15 protein-coding genes and 1 pseudogene are annotated in these 21,333 nt (G+C 69.8%); 5 read left to right on the top strand and 11 right to left on the bottom strand.

All coding sequences use genetic code 11. The annotated features are described in order from the left end of the window. Window positions 1–72 precede the first annotated feature (72 nt). A complete protein-coding gene (gene uvrA, locus ACIQRL_RS36165) occupies window positions 73–2,541 on the bottom strand; it encodes an excinuclease ABC subunit UvrA (RefSeq protein WP_401339628.1) in 2,469 nt (822 codons plus the stop codon). Between the two features lie 418 nt (window positions 2,542–2,959). Here uvrA and ACIQRL_RS36160 point away from each other — a divergent pair, with 418 nt between their 5' ends. Then, on the top strand, window positions 2,960–4,078 hold the full coding sequence (locus ACIQRL_RS36160) for a hypothetical protein (RefSeq protein WP_401339626.1): 1,119 nt from the start codon (window positions 2,960–2,962) through the stop codon (window positions 4,076–4,078). Between the two features lie 289 nt (window positions 4,079–4,367). Here the strand turns inward: ACIQRL_RS36160 and ACIQRL_RS36155 are convergent, their stop codons facing one another. Together ACIQRL_RS36155 and ACIQRL_RS36150 are read right to left on the bottom strand one after the other, a co-directional pair. Then, window positions 4,368–4,670 carry a putative quinol monooxygenase gene (locus ACIQRL_RS36155; RefSeq protein WP_401339624.1) on the bottom strand — a complete coding sequence of 101 codons (303 nt, stop codon included), beginning with the start codon at window positions 4,668–4,670 and terminating at the stop codon, window positions 4,368–4,370. Window positions 4,671–4,904: 234 nt separating this feature from the next. After that, window positions 4,905–5,153 carry a hypothetical protein gene (locus ACIQRL_RS36150; RefSeq protein WP_401339622.1) on the bottom strand — a complete coding sequence of 83 codons (249 nt, stop codon included), beginning with the start codon at window positions 5,151–5,153 and terminating at the stop codon, window positions 4,905–4,907. Window positions 5,154–5,494: 341 nt separating this feature from the next. Between ACIQRL_RS36150 and ACIQRL_RS36145 the strand changes: the two genes are divergently transcribed. The 3 genes and pseudogenes from ACIQRL_RS36145 to ACIQRL_RS36135 all read left to right on the top strand — a co-directional run. Then, window positions 5,495–6,670: a glutathione-independent formaldehyde dehydrogenase gene (locus ACIQRL_RS36145; RefSeq protein WP_401339619.1), complete on the top strand. Its 1,176-nt coding sequence runs from the start codon at window positions 5,495–5,497 to the stop codon at window positions 6,668–6,670. Window positions 6,671–6,955: 285 nt separating this feature from the next. Then, the gene (locus tag ACIQRL_RS36140; protein WP_401339617.1) at window positions 6,956–9,133 is read left to right on the top strand and encodes an FUSC family protein; all 2,178 of its coding nucleotides are present in this window, start codon (window positions 6,956–6,958) and stop codon (window positions 9,131–9,133) included. Between the two features lie 30 nt (window positions 9,134–9,163). After that, window positions 9,164–9,367: pseudogene (locus tag ACIQRL_RS36135) on the top strand (hypothetical protein); the annotation flags it as partial. A gap of 278 nt (window positions 9,368–9,645) precedes the next feature. Here the strand turns inward: ACIQRL_RS36135 and ACIQRL_RS36130 are convergent. The 4 genes from ACIQRL_RS36130 to ACIQRL_RS36115 form a co-directional block, all read right to left on the bottom strand. Beyond that, complete coding sequence (locus ACIQRL_RS36130) at window positions 9,646–11,250, bottom strand: family 43 glycosylhydrolase (protein WP_401339615.1); 1,605 nt, start codon at window positions 11,248–11,250, stop codon at window positions 9,646–9,648. A gap of 61 nt (window positions 11,251–11,311) precedes the next feature. Beyond that, complete coding sequence (locus tag ACIQRL_RS36125; protein ID WP_401339612.1) at window positions 11,312–11,656, bottom strand: MFS transporter; 345 nt, start codon at window positions 11,654–11,656, stop codon at window positions 11,312–11,314. A 294-nt stretch (window positions 11,657–11,950) separates the two neighbouring features. Then, window positions 11,951–14,392, bottom strand: a complete 2,442-nt coding sequence (locus ACIQRL_RS36120) for a beta-glucosidase (RefSeq protein WP_401339610.1) — start codon at window positions 14,390–14,392, stop codon at window positions 11,951–11,953. Between the two features lie 201 nt (window positions 14,393–14,593). Beyond that, window positions 14,594–15,883, bottom strand: a complete 1,290-nt coding sequence (locus tag ACIQRL_RS36115; RefSeq protein ID WP_401339608.1) for an MFS transporter — start codon at window positions 15,881–15,883, stop codon at window positions 14,594–14,596. A 188-nt stretch (window positions 15,884–16,071) separates the two neighbouring features. Here ACIQRL_RS36115 and ACIQRL_RS36110 point away from each other — a divergent pair, with 188 nt between their 5' ends. Further along, a complete protein-coding gene (locus ACIQRL_RS36110; protein ID WP_401339605.1) occupies window positions 16,072–17,082 on the top strand; it encodes a LacI family DNA-binding transcriptional regulator in 1,011 nt (336 codons plus the stop codon). Between the two features lie 456 nt (window positions 17,083–17,538). On the opposite strand, the gene ACIQRL_RS36105 is transcribed toward ACIQRL_RS36110, so the two are convergent. The 4 genes from ACIQRL_RS36105 to ACIQRL_RS36090 form a co-directional block, all read right to left on the bottom strand. Then, window positions 17,539–17,850, bottom strand: coding sequence for a hypothetical protein (locus tag ACIQRL_RS36105; protein WP_401339603.1), 312 nt, complete (start codon window positions 17,848–17,850; stop codon window positions 17,539–17,541). Next, the gene (locus tag ACIQRL_RS36100) at window positions 17,847–18,155 is read right to left on the bottom strand and encodes a transposase (RefSeq protein ID WP_401339600.1); all 309 of its coding nucleotides are present in this window, start codon (window positions 18,153–18,155) and stop codon (window positions 17,847–17,849) included. Before ACIQRL_RS36100 ends, ACIQRL_RS36105 begins: the two co-directional genes overlap by 4 nt. A gap of 180 nt (window positions 18,156–18,335) precedes the next feature. Next, the gene (locus ACIQRL_RS36095) at window positions 18,336–18,629 is read right to left on the bottom strand and encodes a putative quinol monooxygenase (protein WP_392179093.1); all 294 of its coding nucleotides are present in this window, start codon (window positions 18,627–18,629) and stop codon (window positions 18,336–18,338) included. A 31-nt stretch (window positions 18,630–18,660) separates the two neighbouring features. Beyond that, window positions 18,661–21,222, bottom strand: a complete 2,562-nt coding sequence (locus ACIQRL_RS36090) for a GH32 C-terminal domain-containing protein (protein ID WP_401339596.1) — start codon at window positions 21,220–21,222, stop codon at window positions 18,661–18,663. Between the last annotated feature and the right edge of the window lie 111 nt (window positions 21,223–21,333).

Raw genomic sequence — 21,333 nt, 5'->3', positions numbered from 1 at the left:
GAACGCAGCATCGACGCGCGCGATCCTGCGCCCCGGACCCGGCTGACCGGTGCTCAGCCCCTCGCCCCGTCGTCATGAGCGCGCGAGCCGGGCCGCGAGATAGGGCGCGGTGGCGCTGCGGCGGGCCCTCGCCACCTTGGCCGGCGGGCCCGCCGCGACCACCCGCCCGCCCGCGTCGCCGCCGCCCGGCCCGAGGTCGATGACCCAGTCGGCGGTGGCGATCGTGTCCAGGTCGTGCTCGACGAGGACGACCGTGTTGCCGGCTTCGACGAGCCGGTGCAACTGTCGCAGCAGCAGCGCGATGTCCGAGGGGTGCAGCCCCGCCGTCGGCTCGTCGAGCAGGTAGAGCGCGTGACCGCGGCGGGCTCGCTGGAGTTCGGTGGCCAGTTTGATGCGCTGCGCCTCACCACCGCTGAGTTCCGTCGCGGGCTGCCCCAGCCGCAGATACCCCAGTCCCACCTCGCGCAACGTCTCCAGACTGCGGGAGGCGGCCGGGACGGCGGACAGGAACTCGGCGGCGGCGTCGACGGACAGCGCCAGCACTTCCGCGATGTTCTTGTCGCGGTAGGTGACTTCCAGCGTTTCGGCGTTGTACCGGGCGCCCTGGCAGGTCGGGCACGGCGCGTAGGTGCCGGGCAGGAACAGCAGTTCCACCGCGACGAATCCTTCGCCCTGGCAGGTCTCGCAGCGCCCTTCGGGCACGTTGAAGGAGAACCGTCCGGCCGAGTAGCCGCGCGCCCTGGCCTCGTCCGTCGCCGCGTACAGCTTGCGCACCGCGTCGAACATCCCCGTGTACGTGGCCAGGTTGGACCGGGGAGTTCGGCCGATGGGCCGTTGGTCGACCCGGACCAGCCGGTCGAACGACTCGACCCCCGACGCGTCCAGGACGTCGACCTCCAGCTGCGCCTCGTCGGGCTCCTCGGGTACGAGTCCGAGGTGGCCGCGGACGACCTCGGCGAGCACCTGCGTGACCAGCGTCGACTTTCCGGAACCGGACACGCCCGTCACCGCCGTCAGTACGCAGAGCGGTACGTCGACGGACACGTCGTGCAGATTGTGGCGGGAGACGCCGCTCAGGCGCAGCCAGCCGTGCGGTGTGCGCGGGCGGTGATCGAGCGGCTGGGCGCGCCCGAACAGGTACTGGCCCGTGGCCGACTCCCGGACCTGCTCAAGACCGGCGACCGGGCCGCTGTACAGCACGCGTCCACCGCCCTCACCCGCGCCGGGGCCGATGTCGACCACCCAATCCGCCCGCCGTACGACGTCCATGTCGTGCTCCACGACGAACAGGGAGTTGCCCGCCGCCTTGAGGCGGTCCAGCACGTCCAGCAGCGGTTCCGCGTCAGCCGGGTGCAGGCCGGCGGAGGGTTCGTCGAGGACGTAGACGACGCCGAACAGCCCCGAGCGCAGCTGGGTGGCGATCCGCAGGCGCTGCGCCTCGCCGGGCGACAGGGTCGTCGAGCGGCGCCCGAGGCTGAGATATCCGAGGCCCAGGTCGAGCAGTACGTCGACCCGCGCGACCAGATCGCCGCAGATCCGGACCGCGACCTCGGTCGTCTCCCCGGATCGGGCGGTCGACGTGGTGGCGTCGGCCTCGGACCGCCCCGCGACGGGCCGCAGCAGCGCCACGACCTCGGTGAGCGGCATCGCGTTGATCTCGGCGATGGAGCGTCCGGCGAAGGTCACGGCGAGTGCCTCGGGCCGCAGTCCGCTGCCGTGACACTCGGGGCAGGGCACACTCCTGACGAACCGGAGCGCCCGTTCGCGCATCCTCTCGCTCTTGGAATCGGCGAGGACGTGCATGACGTGCTTGCGGGCGCTCCAGAACTTGCCCTGGTAGCCGTAGTCGACGCGGTCCTCCTCCGGCTCGATGTACACGGAGGGCTGCTCGTCCGTGTACAGCAGCCAGTCCCGGTCCTTCTTCCTGAGCCTGCGCCACGGTCGGTCGATGTCGATCCCCAGGCCGCTCACGACACTGCGCAGGTTGGCGCCCTGCCAGGCGCCCGGCCAGGCGGCGATCGCCCCCTCGCGGATGCTCAGCGAGGGGTCCGGGACGAGCAGGTCCTCGGCGACGTCGTGCACGACGCCCAGTCCGTGGCACTCCGGGCAGGCGCCGGCCGCGGTGTTGGGTGAGAACGACTCGGCCTCCAGCCGTGCGGCCCCGGGCGGATAGGTGCCGGCGCGGGAGTACAGCATGCGCAGCAGATTGGACAGCGTGGTGATGGTGCCGACCGTCGAGCGCGAGCTGGGCGACCCGCGTCGCTGCTGCAGGGCCACGGCGGGTGGCAGCCCGGTGATTTCCTGCACGTGCGGTGCCCCGACCTGTTGCAACAGCCTTCGGGCGTACGGTGCTACGGACTCGAAGTAGCGCCGCTGGGCCTCCGCGTAGAGCGTGCCGAACGCGAGCGAGGACTTGCCCGAACCGGAGACGCCGGTGAAGGCGACCATCGCGTCCCGCGGAACGTCGACATCGATGTTCTTCAGGTTGTTCTCACTGGCGCCCCGGACATGCACGAAGGAATCGGTCGCGTCCTTGTTCACCGTTCCTGATTACCTGATCGAGCCGGGAACCGCGCGACAGGCGCCGTCACGGGGTCCCGCTCACACGGGCGTCTGGAGTATCCCGGATCCATTTTCGATACACGGCCTTGGGCGGCGCACACTCCGCGGTTGGCGGACGTAGAGGAAGCGATGCCCATGAAGGTGATCACGGTGACGAGGTTGAACAGGAGGCGGGCCTGTTGCCGATCGATCTCGTCGCGGTGCCCGGGGTGACGCGGAGCGGGTATGCACGGTGGCGCACACAACCGTGGCCCGATAGTGGAACAAGCGCCCTGTGCCGGGAGGACGTGCCGCCTGCACCTGCCGGCAGGGGCCAGCGTGTCACGCGGCGTCGGCGATACCTCGGGGGCATCCTGGGGGCACGGGCGATCGCGGGGGCAGCCGACGCGAAGGAGTCATGCGGGTGTCGTCTCAGGGCGTTACGGTCGTGGCTCTCCTGTCGGATCCTGACGCGCCCACGGAGATCGCGCAGCGCATGGCACGGACACTTCCCGCTCGGCTCGCCGACAAGTCAGGCCAGGGGCGACGGTTCGACGTCGAGGTGGTCAGTGAGCCCTTCACCGCAGGAACCGAGGACCAGCCCACCTTGATGCGCCGGATCATGGACCGCGGAAGAGCGGAGAGTTGGGACATCGTCGTGGCCCTCACCGACCTTCCGCTGCACTCACACGGACGCAAGCTCGTTCTGGATCTGAGTCACGAACACGGCTTGGCCCTGCTGTCCCTTCCCCCGCTGGGGGGCTTGCGTCTGCAGACGCGTGCCCGGCGGGCCGTGGAAGAAGCCGTGCTCAGCTTGGCGGGCCCCCTGGCCACCGGGGCTGAGGGACCTCCGCGGAGTCAGCCGCTTCTGGGGCCCTTCGTCAGTCGCCTCGCGCCTATTCACCCGGGCCAGGTCGGTGAGGAGGAGACCGCTGATCTTCGGTACGTCGTCAGCGGACCGCGCGGTTACCTGAGGGTGCTCGTCGGTATGGTCCGCGCCAACCGGCCGTGGCGACTGGTGCCGGGCTTGTCGAAAGCCCTGGCGGCCGCACTCGCCACGGGAGCAGTCGCCACGGTGAACTCCACCATCTGGAACCTGGCCGAGTCCCTGAGCGCGCCACGCCTCGTGATCGCCACGGTCGGGTCCGTCGCGCTCATGATCGGCTGGCTGATCGTGGACGCGCAGCTGTGGCATCGATCAGCGGAGGCCTCGAGGGAGGCGAGGCAGAAGGCGAGGCTCTACAACGCCTCGACGGTCATGACCGTGGGTATCGGGGTGCTCGTCTGCTACGCGGGTCTGATCGTCATCAACTTGGTGTGGGCCCTGTTCATCCTCAACGGCCAGGTGTTCGCCTCCACGACACGAACCCCGCTGAACGCCTCGGCATACTGGACGTTGTCCTGGTTCGTCGCTTCGGTCGCCACGGTGGGCGGGGCGCTGGGATCAGGCCTGGAGAGCGACGAGGCGATCCGGGCAGCCGCCTACTCCAAGCGCGAGCAGGACCGCCGTCGAGTGCTCCAAGACGACGGCGACTAGGGAGACGATATCCAGCTGAACGTGACGCCGATCATCCGGCTCATGCCCGCGATGGAAAAGGGAGTGCCGTCGGGGGTTTCCCAGAGCGTACAGCGCTTGTCGGCGAAGCACGTGTCGGCCCAGGATCGGCGTCTATGGTGACTGGCTCCCCGACGGCCTTGGCGACTCGCCGCACCAGAACGCATCGCACGCGTGGAGCGCAGGGCACGGCGCCCCGCGCGGTACGCGGCGACGAGTCCGGCCGCCTGCTCGCTGCGTCATCTCTCATGTCCTGCCGATCCGTCCTGGGTCATGTCGGGAGCTTCGATGCGAGTACGTCGACGTTCTCGATCGCGGGCGACACGGTGAACAGCTCCGCTGCCCGCTCCCCGAGCGCCGCGCCCACGCCTCCGGCCAGGTGCGCCTGCCGACCCGCGTCGTCAGGGAACACGTCGAAGATGCCGAACGTGGACACGTCGAACTGGATGGCGAACCAGGCGCGGGTGTCGGGCTCCTGGTCGACGATCGCCTGCGCGTCTGCCAGGAATTGCGCTACTTCCGCTTCCTTGCCCGGTTTCGCCTGTACCCGGACCAACAGCCCGACCCGCACCATGGCTCCTCCTTCGATGGGTACCTTCATGTCAACTCTTCTGCGAATATCGCAGCGTGTGTGGCAGTTCGATCTTCGGGACACGCCGATCGGGCAGCCGTCCGGGGGGCGGGTCCTGCTCGGATGGGTCAGCCCATGCCGCCGCTCGTACTGCCGGGGCCCCGCGTCGGGATGCTGGGGAGTGTGCAACGAAGCGCTCAGCCGCCCCGCCGTCATACCCCTTCAGGAGCCGACTTCTCATATCCCGGGCATGACCACCCGCCCATCAACGTTGGCGATCGGAGTCGCTGCCACGATCCGGCGTGCCACCTCGATGTCGACCTCGGCCTCCTTGGCCGCGAGTTCGGCGCCGACCTCGGTGTCGCCGTCGACCTGGTCGACCAGCCGCGTGGCCACCGTCTGCCGCGCGAAGGCGAGTGCCTGCGGGAGCCCGAGCTGCACCGCGCCGCGCGAGGCGTTGGAACAGTCACATGATCGGCCGGACACCTCCTCTGGCTGGTGACCCGAGTCGGAGACTCGCTGGTCACTGATGGTTGCTGGTCGTCGGTGGTATGTGGTCGTCCGTCTACGCAGATTCCGCTGATCGATCGGCGCGTGGTCGTTTCGCGTCAAGGGCCGGTGGGGACTCGGAAGGCACGCCGCCGGAGCGCCGAAGCTCCGCCGGACAGGCCCAGGGCGGCACCACCGTTCACCTGGACCGGGTGAACGGCCCACAGAGGCATGCCGGAGCCACGGACCCCGTCGCACCAACTCCGGGAGTCAGGCTCGGTAGGCCGTCCCCATCGCACCCGTGCTGCGGTCGTGCCGCGGCACCGAAGGAAGCGATCATGAAAGCAGCGGTATATGAAGGCCCGCGAACCGTCACGGTGAAGGACGTACCGGACGCGAAGATCGAACACCCCTGCGACATCATCGTCAAGATCACCACTACCAACATCTGCGGTTCGGACCTGCACATGTACGAGGGCCGCACCTCGTTCGAGTCCGGCCGCACCCTGGGACACGAGAACATGGGTCAGGTCGTGGAGGTCGGCCCGGCCGTCCGCAAGGTCCAGGTCGGCGAGTATGTGGTCCTGCCCTTCAACATCGCCTGCGGCTTCTGCAAGCAGTGCGAGCAGGGTCTGACCAGCTACTGCCTGACCATGCAGCCGGAACCGGCGCTCGCCGGAGCCGCCTACGGATTCGCCGAAATGGGCCCCTACCAGGGCGGCCAGGCGGAACTGCTGCGCGTGCCCTACGGCGACTTCAACGCGCTGCGTCTGGGTGAGGACGCCGCCGACCGGCAGACCGACTACGTGATGCTCGCCGACATCTTCCCCACCGGGTATCACGCCACCGAGATGGCCCACGTCAAACCGGGCGACCAGACGATCGTCTTCGGGGCCGGTCCCGTCGGGCTGATGGCGGCCTACTCCGCCCTCCTCAAGGGCGCCGGCCGCGTGTGGGTGGCCGACCACCAGCCCGACCGGCTGCGCAAGGCGGAGGAGATCGGGGCCATCCCGATCAATACCGCCGAGCAGAATCCGGCGGAGGTCGTCAAGGAGGCCACCCTCGGTCTGGGCGCCGACAACGGCTGTGAGTGCGTCGGCTACCAGGCACACGACCCCGAGGGGCACGAGGACGCCAGCCTCACGCTCAACGGACTGATCGACTCGGTCAGGTTCACGGGCGACATCGGCGTGGTGGGCGTGTTCCTGCCCCAGGACCCCGGCGGCGCTGAGGCCCAGGGGGAGCTGGAGGCACAAGGCAAGGTCCCGATCGACTTCGGCATGATGTGGTTCAAGGGCCAGCGCATGGGCACCGGGCAGGCGCCCGTGAAGAAGTACAACCGGGCGCTGCGGGATCTGATCGCCGGTGGGAAGGCAACGCCGAGCTTCGTCGTCTCCCACGAACTCCGTCTGGACGAGGCCCCCGCCGCCTACCAGCACTTCGACGCCCGTGACGAGGGCTGGATCAAGGTGGTCCTGCACCCGAACGGACACGGGAACGGCCACAAGCGGTAGGCGACCCGGAGCCGCCGCCCCGCCCGTCCTCCGGCCGGGGCTGGGGACAATCGCCCGCGCTCCGGTCGGACCTGAACCAACGGCGATTGCCCGCGCTCCGGCCCGGTGGGACGGACGGCGGACGCTCAGCAGTGTCCGCACAGGCTGCACCCCGTCCAGCGGCTGCGGCCGACGGCCTGTTCGCGGGGCGGGTGGGAGGCTTCCCTGCCCGACGATGCCCGACGGTTGCCGCACCTCAATCGGACCGATGCGACCCGGCAGGGTGTTCCGGCTAGGCTCACACCCGTGACGTGGCTGCGGGCCTTCGGAGAGGTCGTGCGATCCGGGCTCACGATCGAGGAGACGCGGCTGGAGCCCCTGCTCGCGCTGCGCACGGCCGCTGGGGTGGCGATCGTCGTCGGGCCGGCGCTGTGGCTCGTCTCCCCTGCGTATGCCGCGTCCGCCGCCCTCGGCGCCTACTCCGCGGGGGGGGCCACCTTCCAGCGCACCTGGCGTCCACGCAAGGTGATCGCGCTCGGCGCGGGCGCGGGTCTGGCGCTCAGCACCTTCGTGGGCTACCTGGCGGCGGGACGACTCGTGACGTTCCTCCCCCTGCTGGCCGTATGGGCCTTCGCCGCGGGGATGGCGTGGGCCGTCGGATCGACCGCAGGGATCGTCGCAGCGACGACGGTCGGCAGCATGCTGGTGACCGTCACCCTGCCCACGAGCGTCGGGCGAGCCCTGGAGCACGCCGGGGTCATCGCGCTCGGGGGCGTGGTGCAAGCCGTGCTGATCTTACTGTTCCCGATCCGCCGTTGGGGGGCGCATCGCGACGCGCTCGCCGACGCCCTGGCCGCAGTGGCGGACTACGCCCGCCGACTACGGCACGACCCGACGGCCCCGTTCGACCCGGAGCCGTTGATGACGGCCCGGGACGCGGCCGCCGTGACGCCGTCACAGGCCCGTACCCGTCCCTCCGTCCTCCACGGCCCCCGAGGACTCGCCGAGCGCATTCGGCCGGTCGTCGCCGCGCTCGCCGACCCGGACGTCGGCGCCCCGGCGGAGGGACCCGGGAGGGACCGCGCGCGGGAGCTGCTCGACGCGGCCGCCGACGTCCTGGATGCGGCCGCCCGTTCGATCCGCCGCGGCAGTCCCGCCGAGGTACGGCCCGGGATCACGGCCGTCCTGCGTGTCGACGAGGAGCACGAGGTGCTGGAGGGCCCCGCGCGGCAGGCCGCCGAGCGGCTCGTGGAGCTGCTCGGCGAGGCGTTGGAGATCGCCGGGAGCGGCGGCGCACGCGGGAGGACGCCCACGCCGCCCGGCTCGACGAGCGCCCAGTTCCTGGTGCGCCCGACCATGTTCCGGCTGGTCCCGGTCGTCGTCCGGGCGGTCCGCCGTGAGCTACGCCGGGACTCGCCCGTGTTCCGGCACGCCGTCCGCCTGGCGGCGGTGGCCACGCTCGGCTATCTGATCGCCGCCCGGCTGCCCCTGGGTCACAGCTACTGGGCGCCCATCGCCTCGGTGATGGTGATGCGGCCGGACTTCCACCGGACGTACGCGCGCGCGGTGGCCCGTTTCGCCGGGACCCTGGCGGGGGTCGCGCTCGCCACCGGGATGGTGCGGGCCCTGGGCCCGGACGCCCATGTGTTCGGCGCGCTGGCGGTGGTCTCGGCGGGCCTGTCGTACACGCTGATCCGTACCGGCTACGCCTTCTCCCAGTGCTTCACTGCCGCGTACGTCGTCTTCCTGCTCGGCATGGGCGGCCAGACGTGGGAGCAGACGGTCCCGGAGCGGGTGGTGCTCACCCTGCTCGGCGGGGCCCTGGCCATGCTGGCCTACGTGGTGTTCCCCGCGTGGGAGACGCCCCGGCTGCCGGGCCGGCTTGCGGACTGGCTCGCCGCCAACGGCCGCTACGCGGCCGCGGTGCTCCGCAGCTACGCCGAACCGACCCAGGAGCGTCACGCCGACCTGCGCAGGGCACTGCTGGCGAGCAGGGATGCACGTGCCGCCTGGCAGGAGACATACGACCGGGCAAGGCAGGAACCGGTCCGCCCCAGAGGTCTGACCTCGCGTGAGGCGGAGGAGGCGCAAGAGGCACTGAAGGGGTTCGGCCGGGCGGTGATGCTCATGGAGAGCCACGTCCCGCGGGCCGACAGCCGTTTCGTCCCCGAGGCGGAGCGGTTCGCCGAGGCCCTGGAGACGGACACCGCGAAGGCAGCAGTCGACGTGCGCGAGCACAGGAATCCGGACTGGGGGCGTGTGGAGGAGGCGCTCCACGCGTGGGAGGACGCTGCCGCCGGCAACCGGAGCCCGGTCGTGCGGCGCGAGGCGGAACTGCAAAAACGCGCCTTGGAAGACCTCGCGACGGCCGTGAGTCGCACACCCCTGGAGCGGGACGTCGGCTCTGCTCGCGAGGAGCAGCGGGTGCGGGCTGCCGTGGCGGCGGAAGGTGACGGATCAGGCACCGCGCACCGGGGTGGGTGACGAAGTCGGCCATGGGGAGCGCCGCGCCTCCTGGAGCGGCAAAGCACTTTTCCGGCCGCGCCGGGCGCCGCCACACGTACACCGCTGTCGCCCGTGGCCCAGCTCTACGCCCGCGACGTCCCTCTCCCGGCCAGCCCTCCCGGAGCCGACCTTCTCCAGGTCCTGTGGTGCCCTTGCGACCACGAGGAGTTTGCACACCCCCGAACCGCCCTCTTCTGGCGTTCCTGTAGAACTCCTGCGGGTCCAACGCGCCGGTGCGGGCGGCTCGGGCGGGGCCTCGAGGACGTCGGTGACGGAGGCGGAGCATCGCCGGCGCCTACAGCCTGCAACTCCACGCCTGCCCAGCGTCCCCGGACCATCCGCACATCGAACTGGTCCAGTGAGCCCTCACGGAAGTCCTCCGTGCCGACGTGTACGCCGCAATCGGCACTGCGATCGACTCTGCGGTCAGCGGCCTTGGCCAACTACCAGGCGATCCAAACCACGGGCCCTAGCGGCTCGAGTGCCGCGTGCTACTCGGCGGCGTCCTCGCGTCGCTGGAAGGCGAACAGGGACAGGTCGCCGAGCGGGCCGCTGTCTGGTTCGAACACCATGAACAGGGCGTGCGACCCGGTCACGGCGGCCGTGGTCACCCTGAGGGTGCGCCATCCCGCGCCGACGGCGCTCGCCGGCACCGGCACGGTCGCGATGTGCGAGCCGGTGTGCGGCGCGTCGACGTACACCTGGATCCGGCCGGCGCTGCGTGCGTCGATCTCGACGAGGAGAGTGTGCGGGACGCGGTCCGGTCCGAAGTCCAGGTACTTGAATCCGATCGAGCCGCCGCGGTGGGTGTCGCTGACGACCTGGAGGGTGCGTCGCCCGGACTCGTCCTCGGTGCCGCGCGGGGCCTCTCGCAGCACGATCGACGGGCGCCGGGAGCGGCCTGGCAGGCTGCGCGGTCCGACCAGGTGGCAGGCGATCGAGGCCGGCCAGGCCCGGAACGCGTCGAGGTCGCGGGTATCCAGGCCCCGGGAGGTGTATTCGGCGTGCTCGAACCCGCCGTGCGGGGCGCGGGTGAGCGGGGTGGCGCAGGCCTGCCGTCCGTCCGCGGTGTGGCGGTGGTAGACCTGGTACCAGGTGCCGTTCGCCTCGAACATTCCGCCGTGGGTGTTGCCCACCCGGTCCGTGGGCCCCGGTGGGGTGTCCTTCCACGCATTGCCCAGCGAGACCAGCGGGCCCACGGGCTGGAAGGGGCCGAGCGGGTGGTCGGCGACGGCGTGGTACATCCCGAAGAACCCGCCACCGCCGACTGCCCAGTAGGACAGCCAGAACCGGCCGTCGATCTCTCGGATGGAGGGGCCGTTCATGAACGCCGTCCTGCGTCGCCGGCCCGAGGCCAGGGCGAGTGCGGGGGCGATCGCGCTGGTGCGGAAGATCGGCGTCACGTACTGGCCGGTCGTAGCGTTGCGCACGACGGTGCGCTTGTCGGCCGGGTCCAGCTCGATCACCGAGCAGTTGGCCAGGCCGAAGTAGAGGAAGAGCCGCCCCTGGTGGTGCAGCAGGGCCGGGTCGTAGGGGTATTCCTTCGACATCCGGCCGTTGCGGAACAGCCCGACGTTCTTGCCGAAGGGCAGGTCTTCGTCGTCGATACCGTCCTGGTCGTCGTGCCATCCGGCCGACTGGTCCGCCGCCGGGTAGCGGACCCGCCCCACGTACTCGAACGGTCCCGTCGGCGATGTCGCTGTCGCGACGCCGAACCCGGATTTGGACATCCCGACGCCGTAGTACAGGTAGTAGGTGTCGTCGATGCGGATGACGTCCGGCGCGAACAGGCCGGACACCAAACCGTTCGGGTCCGGCCTGTCTGCGACGCTGCGCACGTACGGGTCCTGCAGCCGCCGGTAGATGACGCCCTCGTAGCGCCAGTGCGCGAGGTCGTCGAGGGCCGCCGACCAGCAGACGTAGTCCCCCGCGCACATGCGCGTCGCGGCGCCCGCCACGTCGTGCGACCCGTAGAGGTAGACGCGGTCGCCGAACACGCGCGGCTCCCCGTCCGGGATGAACTCGTTGCCGGGCAGGAACGGGTTGACGGACCGGTCCCTGGTGCCCAGGGGAACGTCCTCGATCGTGGTACTCACGGCAGCAGGCCCTTTCGTGGGTGCGGCGCGGCCTTCGCGCCGGCGTGGCGGGATGTCCGGGTCAGCGGGCGTTCTTGATCGGGAAGATGCGGGCGGCGGCGAGCACGCACGCGAGGTACATGTTCTGGAACAGCTGGAGCACGCACCACACGAGCAGCAGGACCGGGAACGTCGGCGCGGCTCCCAGGGCGAGCAACGACAGTCCCAGACCGACGGCACCGGCGAGGATGCACGGCGAGCGGGCGCCGAAGCGCGACCGCGTCCGGTCCGAGAACGCCCCGAAGACGATGTTGGCCACGAGCGCGACAACCGACCCGGCGACGGTGACGGTGGCGAAGTCCGTGACCTTGTGCGCCTCGTCGAGCTGGTCGAGACGCGCGGGCAGGAGCACGATGAGCGACGCCATGAACGGCACCGTCCACGCCTCGCAAGGAGTCTGACGCGGGGTGCTCCGCCGTCTGCGGAGACAGGGGAGATCAGTGGGGTGGAACTGGTTGAGACGCACCGTGGTCCTGCGGGCCCCCGCGCCCCGCAGGACCAGGGAAGCCCGGCGAGGACCTTCGCGCCACACCGTGGTGACCACCCCCACGGTCCTGCGCGAAGGTCTTCGCCAGTCACGCGGCGCGCTTCGCGGGAAGCGCGCCCGCTCAGGACGTCACAAGGGAGAACGAGCGGCGTCGAGAGCGGAATGTCGCGCGAATCAGCCGACCCTCGATTCCGACAGGAACGAGCGCGCGCGACCGAGCCGGACCGTCGGACCGACGACCTCGAAGGCCCCTCGTGCGCGGATGTCGTCGGAAGCGGACCCGAGGAGTACGTCGATGGGTCCCGGCTCGATGATGAAGCCGCTGCGGTCGAGTCCGAGGTAGCCGAGCTGGTCCATCCGCACCGAGAAGGTCACCGTCTTGACCTCCGCGGGTGCGAGCGTGATCCGGCGGAATCCGACGAGCTCCTGTGCCGGTCGCGCGAGGCCGGTCGCCGTGTCGCTGACGTACAGCTGCACCACTTCGTCGCCGCTCACGGTCCCGGTGTTCTCGACGGCGACGCTGATCTCGACGGAGCCGCCACTCTCGACGGTGGTGCCGCTCAGGGTCAGGGCGCTGTAGGCGAACGACGTGTAGCTGAGACCGTGGCCGAAGGCGAACAGCGGTGTCGCGGGTAGGTCGCGGTAGCCCTTGTGCATGTCGGAGGCCGTGCGGCGGTAGCCGCTGCCGTTGTGCTGCCCCGCGTAGAGGGGGACCTGGCCGGTGTGCCGGGGCATGCTGTAGGGGAGCTTGCCGCCGGGGTTCGTGATGCCGAACAGCGCCTTCGCGACCGCACGCGTTCCCTGCTGGCCGCCGTAGTACGCGTGCACCAGGGCGGACAGCGACGGGAGGGACTCGGTGAGGGCCATCGGCCGTCCGGTGGAGAGAACGCCCACGACGGGAGTGCCCGTCGCCGCGACAGCATCGAGCAACGCGCGCTGGGTACGCGGCAGTTCGATGTCGGCCGAGTCGGAACCCTCGCCCTCCGTGGTCGCGCCGAAGAACCAGCCGCCACGGCCGCCGATCGCGGCGATCACGACGTCGGCGACCGCGGCGGCCGCGATCGCGGCGTCGATGTCCTGCGGCTCCGAGTCGAGCACGCCGCAGCCGGGCACGACCGTGACCTCGGCGTCGGGCGCCAGTTCCCGGATCGCCTCCGCGAGACTGATGGCGTTGTACCGCTGGCGGATGTAGTCCTCCGGGCCCACCGCCAGTGCCGGACCGAACTCGGCACCGGCGGCGGCCATCGCCTCGGGCGGCACTTCGCCGCCGAGAGCGTCGAGACCCGCCATGGCACCGTCGCCGCCGCCCATCATGGCCCCGAGCATCCCGAGCGCGACCGGATAGGTGTAGCCCGGGAAGGCGAATCCGACTTCGTCCGCATGAGGGCCGACGATCGCGATCCGCCGCACCCCGGTGGACAGTGGCAGGACCGCTCCCTCGTTCTTCAGCAGGGTCAGCGATTCGCCGGCGAGGCGGTCGGCGAGGTCGCCGCCTTGGTGGGCGGTCTCCGTCAGGACGACCGGGTCCTCGTCGACGTAGGGACGGTCGAACAGTCCCAGTGCGAACTTGTCGCGCAGTACGCGCCGTACCGCGGCGTCGAGGACCTCCTCGGCGACCGCCCCGGAGCGCACCTGGTCGGCCAGGTTGGAGCCGTAGCCCACCACCGCGGGCAGCTCGACGTCCAGGCCCGCTGTCAGGGCCAACGCACCGGCCTCGGCGAAGTCCCGCGCGACGCTCTGCCGCGCGTGCAGCATCCCGACGGTCTGGTAGTCCGAGACGACGGTGCCCTCGAAGCCCAGTTCGTCGCGAAGCAGCCCGGTGAGGATCTCCTTGGACGCGCCGACCGGGATTCCGTCGACCTCGGAATAGGAGTTCATGATCGAGCCGAGGCCCGCGAGCTCGATCGCCGCGGCGAACGGCCGTGCGTACACTTCGCGCAACTCGCGGGCGGTGGCCTGGGTCGCGGCCATGTTCTGCCCGCCCTCGGTCATCGCGTAGCCCAGGAAGTGCTTCGCCGTGGCGATGACACCGTCGCGCAGATCGGCTCCCTGCAGCCCCTTCGTGAACGCCACGCTCAGCGCCGAGACCAGGTAGGGGTCCTCACCGTACGTCTCGTGGACGCGACCCCAGCGGGCGTCGCGGGCGACATCCATCACCGGTGACAGTGCCTGCAGCAGCCCGACGCTGCGCATCTGCCGGCGCGTCAGGTCCGCCATCTCCTCGACCGCTTCGGGATCCCAGGTGGCGGCGAGACCGATCGCGGTCGGGAAGACCGTGAAGTCCGGCGCCAGGACCCCGTTGAGGGCCTCGTTGTGGAAGATGGCCGGGATGCCCAGACGCGTGCGTTCGACCAGGAAGCGCTGAATCGAGTTGACCGCGTGGGCGATCGTCCCGGGCGACTTGTGTCCGAACAGCCCGATGGCCGACACGTGTCCGATGCCGGATCCCAGCAGCTTGGCCGCCTGCGGCTCGATCAGGCCCTCGACGCCGAGCAGCGGGATCGGAATCGTCGCGGACAACTGCATCGCCTTCTCGTCGAGGGTCATCTGCGAGAGCAGGGCGTCCGCACGCCGCTCGGGGGATGCGCCGCTGTTCCAGGGCCTGTCCGTGCTCATGGTCTGCTTTCCCTGTCTGGATCGGTCGTTCAGTGTCTGGTTTGGTGTCGGTCGCTCGACACCTTTCGTGCGGTACGCGAGTCCCGCGTCGGGGACCCGCCGCCCGCGGGTGTCCGGTCCGGCGGACGGCGGGTCCTCAGCGGGCGAGCGGGGGTCACGTACGCACCCGGGTCCGCTCCCGTTCCGATTCGGGGCGTCGGGTCAGCGGACCGAGCGGATCGGCTTCACGCTCAGCGCCGCGGCCACGATCAGGACGATCGCGACGGCGAACAGCGAGCGGTACCCGCCGAGCAGGGTGACGGCGACAGCGGCCAGGGCCGGGGCCAGCGCCTGGGGTCCGGCGTTGGCGATGTTGAGGACACCCATGTCCTTGGCGGCATCGTCCGGATTGGGCAGGACCTGGGTCATCAGGGCGGTGTCCACGGCCATGTAGGTGCCGAAGGAGAGGCCCACGAGCACCGAGTAGGCGAACATGGCGCCTTCGGACGGGACGGCCAGCGGTACGGCGACCGCGAGGGCCATACCCAGGGAGGCGGCGACGACGAACGGCTTGCGGCGGCCGATGCGGTCCGACAGCGGGCCCATCACCACGATCATGATGATCATGCCGGGCAGCATGGCGAGGCTGAGCAGCGGGACCAGGTGGTTGGCACTGCTGTGGCTCAGACCTATGTAGTCCTCCAGGATGTAGAGCTGGTAGGACGCGACGCTGAAGTAGCCCAGGACCATCAGGAAGCGGCCGAGGAAGGCCCACGCGAAGTCCGGGTGACGGCGCGGGCTGACCCAGAACCCGGCCAGGAACGACTTCAGGTGGAACGGGGCGACCTGGGCGCCGGCCGTGGAAGGTTCCCGGTTGAGCAGGACGAACACGGCGGTGCCGGCGATGACCAGCAGGCCGAAGACGGTGAAGCCCAGCCCCAGTGCGTTGGCGAAGCCGGCGGCCAGTGCGGTGCCGAGCCCTCCGCCGAGCATCTGCGCCAGTCCCGCCGCCGAGGAGAAGAATCCGCGCCGGCGCACGGGGGTGCGATCGGGGACGACAGCGGTCAGCGGTGCCTGCAGGACGTTGAGGGACATCTGCGCGAGGGTCCAGGCGACGGCGACCCACACCAGGCTGTTGCCCGACCCGACCGCGATCAGCGACAGGCCGCCGAGCAGCGCGCCGCCCGCCATCCACGGCGCGCGCCGTCCGAAGCGGCTGCGGGTGCGGTCGGACAGCGCCCCGGCGATGGGGTTGGCCAGCGCGGAGCCGACCGCCGAGATCGCGCTGATGACGCCCAGGGCGGTGGCCTTGCCACCAGGGTCGATCTCGCCGACCAGATTCGCGAGCAGCACGGTCGGCACCGCACCGTAGACGGCGAACAGGGTGATGCTGTTGGCCATGAGGCCGCCCAGCAGGCGGCGCTCGCCGGGCGTGCGTCCGGGTCTGGCACCGGACTCGTCCAAGGGCGCGCCACCGGAGACGGCAGTGCGCTCGGAACTCGAAGTGATCATGGTGACCTCGTTGTCAGTACACACGCAGGGCATCTGACGTCCTGGCATGGTCCGTGCTCGGCTCGTACAGCTCCGACAAGTGGTGACACGTGTGACCACTTGCCCGGAGCGATGGTCACACGTGTCACCATGTTTGTGAAGACCCCGCTAGGATTCGGGAGCGAAGCCACAGAACCGCAGGAGACGCCGTGAACTCAGCCGCCGGACGGGCGCCGACCAGCGCGGACGTCGCACGACTGGCACGCGTGTCGCGTTCCACGGTCTCGCTCGTCGTCAACGACGTCCCCACCGCGCGCATCCCCGAGGCCACCCGCGAACGGGTTCTGGCCGCCGTGCGTGAGCTCGGCTACGCGCCCGACGTCTCGGCGCGCCGGCTACGGGCGGGGACCAGTCGACTGGTGCTGATGCCGCTGCCCCAGATCCCGCTCAACCCCTCGATCGACACCGTGATCGAACATCTCTCCGAAAAGCTCCGCCAGAGCGGCCTGACCCTGCTCGTCCACGGGGACCGTACGACCACCGGCACCTCGGCGGCCCGCGCGTGGGCGGAGCTGCGCCCGGCGGCGGTCCTGGTGCCGGCAGACCGATGCACCAAGTCCTCCGTCGCCCTGCTGCGCCGCGCCGGGATCGAGGTCCTGATGATCTCCGAGCGGCCCGTGCCCTGGACCGACGCCCTGGTGTTCGACCAGGGGCGGGTCGGGGCCGAAGCGGCCGAGCACCTGCTCGATGTCGGCCACCGGCACATCGCGGCGATCGTCCCCTCCGGCCCCCTTCAGGGCCTGGGCCGCGACCGCGCCGAAGGACTGAGGGACACGGTTCACGCGGCTGGTGCGCGTAGTGAGGAAATCCCCATGGACGCGACCCATGATTCCGCCGCCGCAGCAGCCGCAGCCGTACGACGCCCGGGCGGCCCGACCGCGGTGTTCACCTACAACGACGAGTACGGGGCGCTGCTGCACCGCGCGCTTGACGACATGGGTGCGGCGATGCCGGACGACGTCGCCCTGGTGGGCGCCGACAACCTGCCCATCGCCACATTCCTGAGACCGGCCCTCTCCTCGATCGCGCTCAATCCGGTCGAGATAGCCGACCGTATGGGTGCCGCGATCAGCTCCCTACTGGAACGGGCTGGCCACACCGAACCCATAGAGGCCGGGGTACTGGCGCCCCCTGTCCTGATGCGCCGCGAGACGTCCTGATCCTGTACCGCACGAAGCACTGCCGCCACCGACCCCGTGCACTACGTATCCGAGGCGACCTGACGCCCGGCATGCTCGACGAGACGCCCTGACCTCGGGCGCGCCGCCCTCGGGTTGAACACCAACACCAGGAAGCCACGACCGAGTGACTTCCTCGGCGCGGAAGTCCGCCAGAAACAGATGCCGTCCTCAGCACCCACCGCGAGCAACGGCCCAGCAGGAGCTGAATCCTCGCCCGACAGGTGCAACAAAAAACGAGCGGCGGAGCATCCGGCGGACCCGACATCCGACAGGCCAGCAGGACCCCTCCGACGTCGACCGAGCGTTGATCAACCATGTCCGGAGGAGAGGCGGACGGATCCTGCCGCAGGATCGGCGTTCACCAGTGGCCGAACCACCATCCTCAGCCGGCATCAGCACCCCGGGCCCTCAGCCACACGGTTCTGGCCCTGATCTTCAATTGCCGACAACTCCGTAAGAACCTTCCTGGCCACACGACACGCTCCACCATCGGTTGTCCCGGCAGATCCGCCAGGCGGTCCGGTCCGCCATGCCGGCTCCCATGCTGCGGGCTTCGTCGGCCAGGAAGCGGTAGCCGAACTCCGGATCCTCACGGTGGGCGTCGAACAACGCGTTCGCGCGAGCGGCCTGCTCGAACTCGGCATCGGTCACCGGCCGCTCCAGCCAGCGGTAGTAGGGCTGTCTGGCGAGCTTCAGGACCCGACACGTCACCGTGACGGGCACACCGTCCCCGGCCAACTCTTTCACGAGCGGGTAGATCCTTTTCCCGGCAGATGCGCCTGCGACAGGTAGGCCGCGGCCCGGCGCAGGACCTCGTTCTCCTGCTCCAGCAGCTTGATCCGCCGACGTGCTTCCCGCAGTTCCGCGCTCTCCTGGCTGGTCGTCCCGGGCTTTGTCCCGTCGTCGATGTCCGCGCGGCGCATCCATTTCCACAGCGTCATCGCGTGGACTCCGAAGTCGGCGGCCACCTGCTCCACCGTCACGCCCGGGCCGCGGTTCCTCGCGACCCGCACGACGTCCTGACGGAACTCTTCCGGATAAGGCTTGGGCACAGCGACATCCTTCCCACCCGCCCCACAGGGCAAGCCACTTCAGACGTCACCCGATCGTGCATCAGACCCGCGCCGAAGTGCACGATGCCGCTGGACCGACGGCAGCGGCTCGTTACGGTTTCGTGGTCGCTGGATGTGTGCAGTGGTGTTCGCTGCGTCCGGGAGGTGGGCCGGGTACCGTTACGCCAGCGGATCGAGGAAGGTCAGCACGGAGGCATCCTCTTCGACCAACGGGCTGAGGGCGGCGTTGAAAGGGCCGCCGTACGGGGCGTTCAGGTGCGCCTGGAAGGCGTCCTCGTCCTGGTACACCTCAAAGATCCAGAAAGCGCGCGGGTCGGCTTCCTTCGTGTAGACGTCGAAGGCGATGTTTCCTTCTTCCTCGCGCACCTTCAGGGCGTAGTCGCCGATCAGGCTGACGATCTCGTCCTGGGCTCCCTCGCGGGCGGTGAACTCGGCGAGCAGGGTTTTCCTCACGGTGTCGTGTCCTTGTCGGTCGTGGGCGGGATCAGTTGTGGATGGAGTCGAGGTGCCAGACGACGGCCCTGTCCAGCTTCACCGAGCCGTTCTCGGCGAAGACCTGCACGCCCTGGCTGGCAGGGTCCGGGAAGATCTGGTCGGTGATCGCGGCCTCGCCTCTGCCGCCGAAGACCTCGACGGACGACCAGTCGACGAGGATCCGCATTTTCACCTTGCCGTTCTTGGCCTTCAGCGGTGCGGTCTGGACGCCGGGGAAGCTGGTGTTGAAGTCGACGGCGCCGGAGTGGGTGCGGTCGACGTACAGCTCTTGTGCCATGGCGTCGTAGCCGATGACGGTCTCCTCGCCGCCTGCGCCGGTGCGTACCTTCAGGCCGAAGCGTTCGGCGTCCTTGAGGGAGAACGTCGCCTCGATGTCGAGGGCCTTGCCCTTGGCCGCGGGACCGATCAGGTTCTTGGAGGTGTTCTTGACGGTGCCGTCGGCCGCGGACGCCGGATGCTTCTGCCGCAGGGACGTCACGCTGTTCACGGGCTTGCTGGTCAGCCGGATGCGGCCGTCGATGGTGCGCAGGGCCATCTCCCGGGGGATGCTCTGCGCGCCGCGCCAGGGGGACGTGGGGGTGGCTCCGCTGTAGTCCCAGTTGTTCATCCAGCCGATCATGTAGCGCTTGCCGCCCGGCGCGTTCTCCCAGGACACCGCCGCGTAGTAGTCCTTGCCGTAGTCGGCCCAGTCGGCGCGCTGCACGACGGACTGCGCGGCCGTGTCGGCGGCGGTGAACTGGTCGGCCAGGATGTGACCCCAGCCGGCGGTGTTCATGTCGACGATCTGGATCTGCGCTTCCTTGCCGGCGTAGGGGCGCATGTCGAAGGAGGCCCGGTCCAGGGTCTCGCTGTTGGAGCCGGTGGCGCTACGGACGACCTTGCCGTCGACGATCAGGTTGACGGACGTCTCCTGGGAGACGGGCTGGGCCTGTGTGTCGGAGAGCATGATGTGGTCGACGTCGAGGTGGCCCCAGCCGCTGTTGTTGTCGTCGACGATCTTGATCTGTGCCTTCTTGCCCGCCAGGTCACGGACGTCCCATGAGGCCCAGTTGAGTGCCTCGCCGTCCTGTCCGGTGGTGCTGCTGACCACCTTGCCGTCGACGAGGAGCTCGACCGCGGTGGGGTTGTCGGAGTCGGCAGGGTGGTTGCCGCCGCCGATGAGGAAGTTGACGTAGTCCTTGTCGATGGTGAATTCGGGCGAGGTGAGGGTGCCGGTGGTGGAGTCGCCGTTCAGGAAGCTGTCGACCAGACCGCTCCCCAGGAAGCCGGAGACTTCCATCTGGTTGGGGAGCGTGCCGGCGGCCGGTGTGGTGCCGAAGGCGTCCCCGGTGGTCGTCCAGTCGCCGTACGTGCCGCCCTCGAAGTCGGCGATGACCGTGCCGGCCGGCGGCGGGCCCTGCTCCATGGCGGTTCCCGGCATGTGCGGGTGCCGGCCGCCGCCGACCCTGAAGTTGAGGTACTTGCTGTCGACAGTGAAAGGGGGCGAGGTCAGCGTGCCGGTGGTGGCATCACCCGAGTGGAAGCTGTTGGCGAGACCCCTGCCGTCGAACCCGGCGACCGTGCCCTGCCCCTCCACTGCCCCGGCTGTCGGCGCCTGGCCGAACGCGGTGCCCGTACTCGTCCACGAACCGAAGTCCGTGCCTTCGAAGTCCTGCATCACGTTGCCGGGTGGCGGGGTGTAGGTGCCCTTGTCATCTGCGGTGAACTTCTTGCCGTCGAAGTCGCCGATGAAGTACTGGGAGGCCGAACCTCCGGCGATACCGCCGGGGTTGATGTTGACGACCAGGACCCACTTGATCTTCTTCTTGTCGCCGTCGACCGCGAGGGGGAACAGGTCGGGGCACTCCCATACGCCGCCCGTGGCGCCGGACGGTCCGAAGTCGCTCAACAGGCTCCAGTCCTTGAGGTTCTTGGACGAGTAGAACCGCACCTTGTGCTCGGTGGACAGCGACACCGTCATCAGCCAGCTCTTGGTGGGCGCGTACCACTGGACCTTGGGGTCGCGGAATTCCTTGGAGCCGATGTCCAGGACGGGATTGCCCTGGTACTTCGTCCAGGTGCGGCCGCGGTCGGTGCTGTAGGCGAGCGACTGGGCCTGGATGCCGGTGGACTTGGAGTAGCTGGTGTAGATCGCAACCATGGCCGGGTTCTTCTTGGTGCCGAATCCGGTGGTGTTGTCCCAGTCGACGACCGCGCTGCCGGAGAACACCATCTCCTTGTCGTCGTGCGCCAGGGCGAGCGGGAGCTGCTTCCAGTGCACGAGGTCCTTGCTCACCGCGTGGCCCCAGGACATGTCACCCCAGGAGTTTCCGTTGGGGTTGTACTGGTAGAAGAGGTGGTATTCGCCCTGGTAGTACACGAGGCCGTTGGGGTCGTTCATCCAGTTCTTCTCGGGCGTGAAGTGGAACTGGGGCCGGTAGGTCTCCGTGTTGGGCGGGGTGTCCGCGGCTACGGCACGGGGGGCGAGCGGGGCAGCGGACAGTGCGCAGACGGTCGCTACCGCCGCGATCATCCGTGTGCGGGCATGCCGGGATACACGTCCAGAGCTCATGGTGTCTCCTGTGGTGTGGCCATCCGCTGGGCAGAGCCCGGGGGCTCTGGCCGAGACCGGCTGAAAGGTGATGCCCGGGTCGCCGTCCTCGCCCATGCCGTCGGCCCAGGA

Origin of the sequence: Streptomyces sp. NPDC091209 (assembly GCF_044757755.1) — a bacterium.
GTDB lineage: Bacteria > Actinomycetota > Actinomycetes > Streptomycetales > Streptomycetaceae > Streptomyces.
Note: the sequence above shows the minus strand (reverse complement) of the source record. Positions and strands in the feature narration are given on the sequence as shown.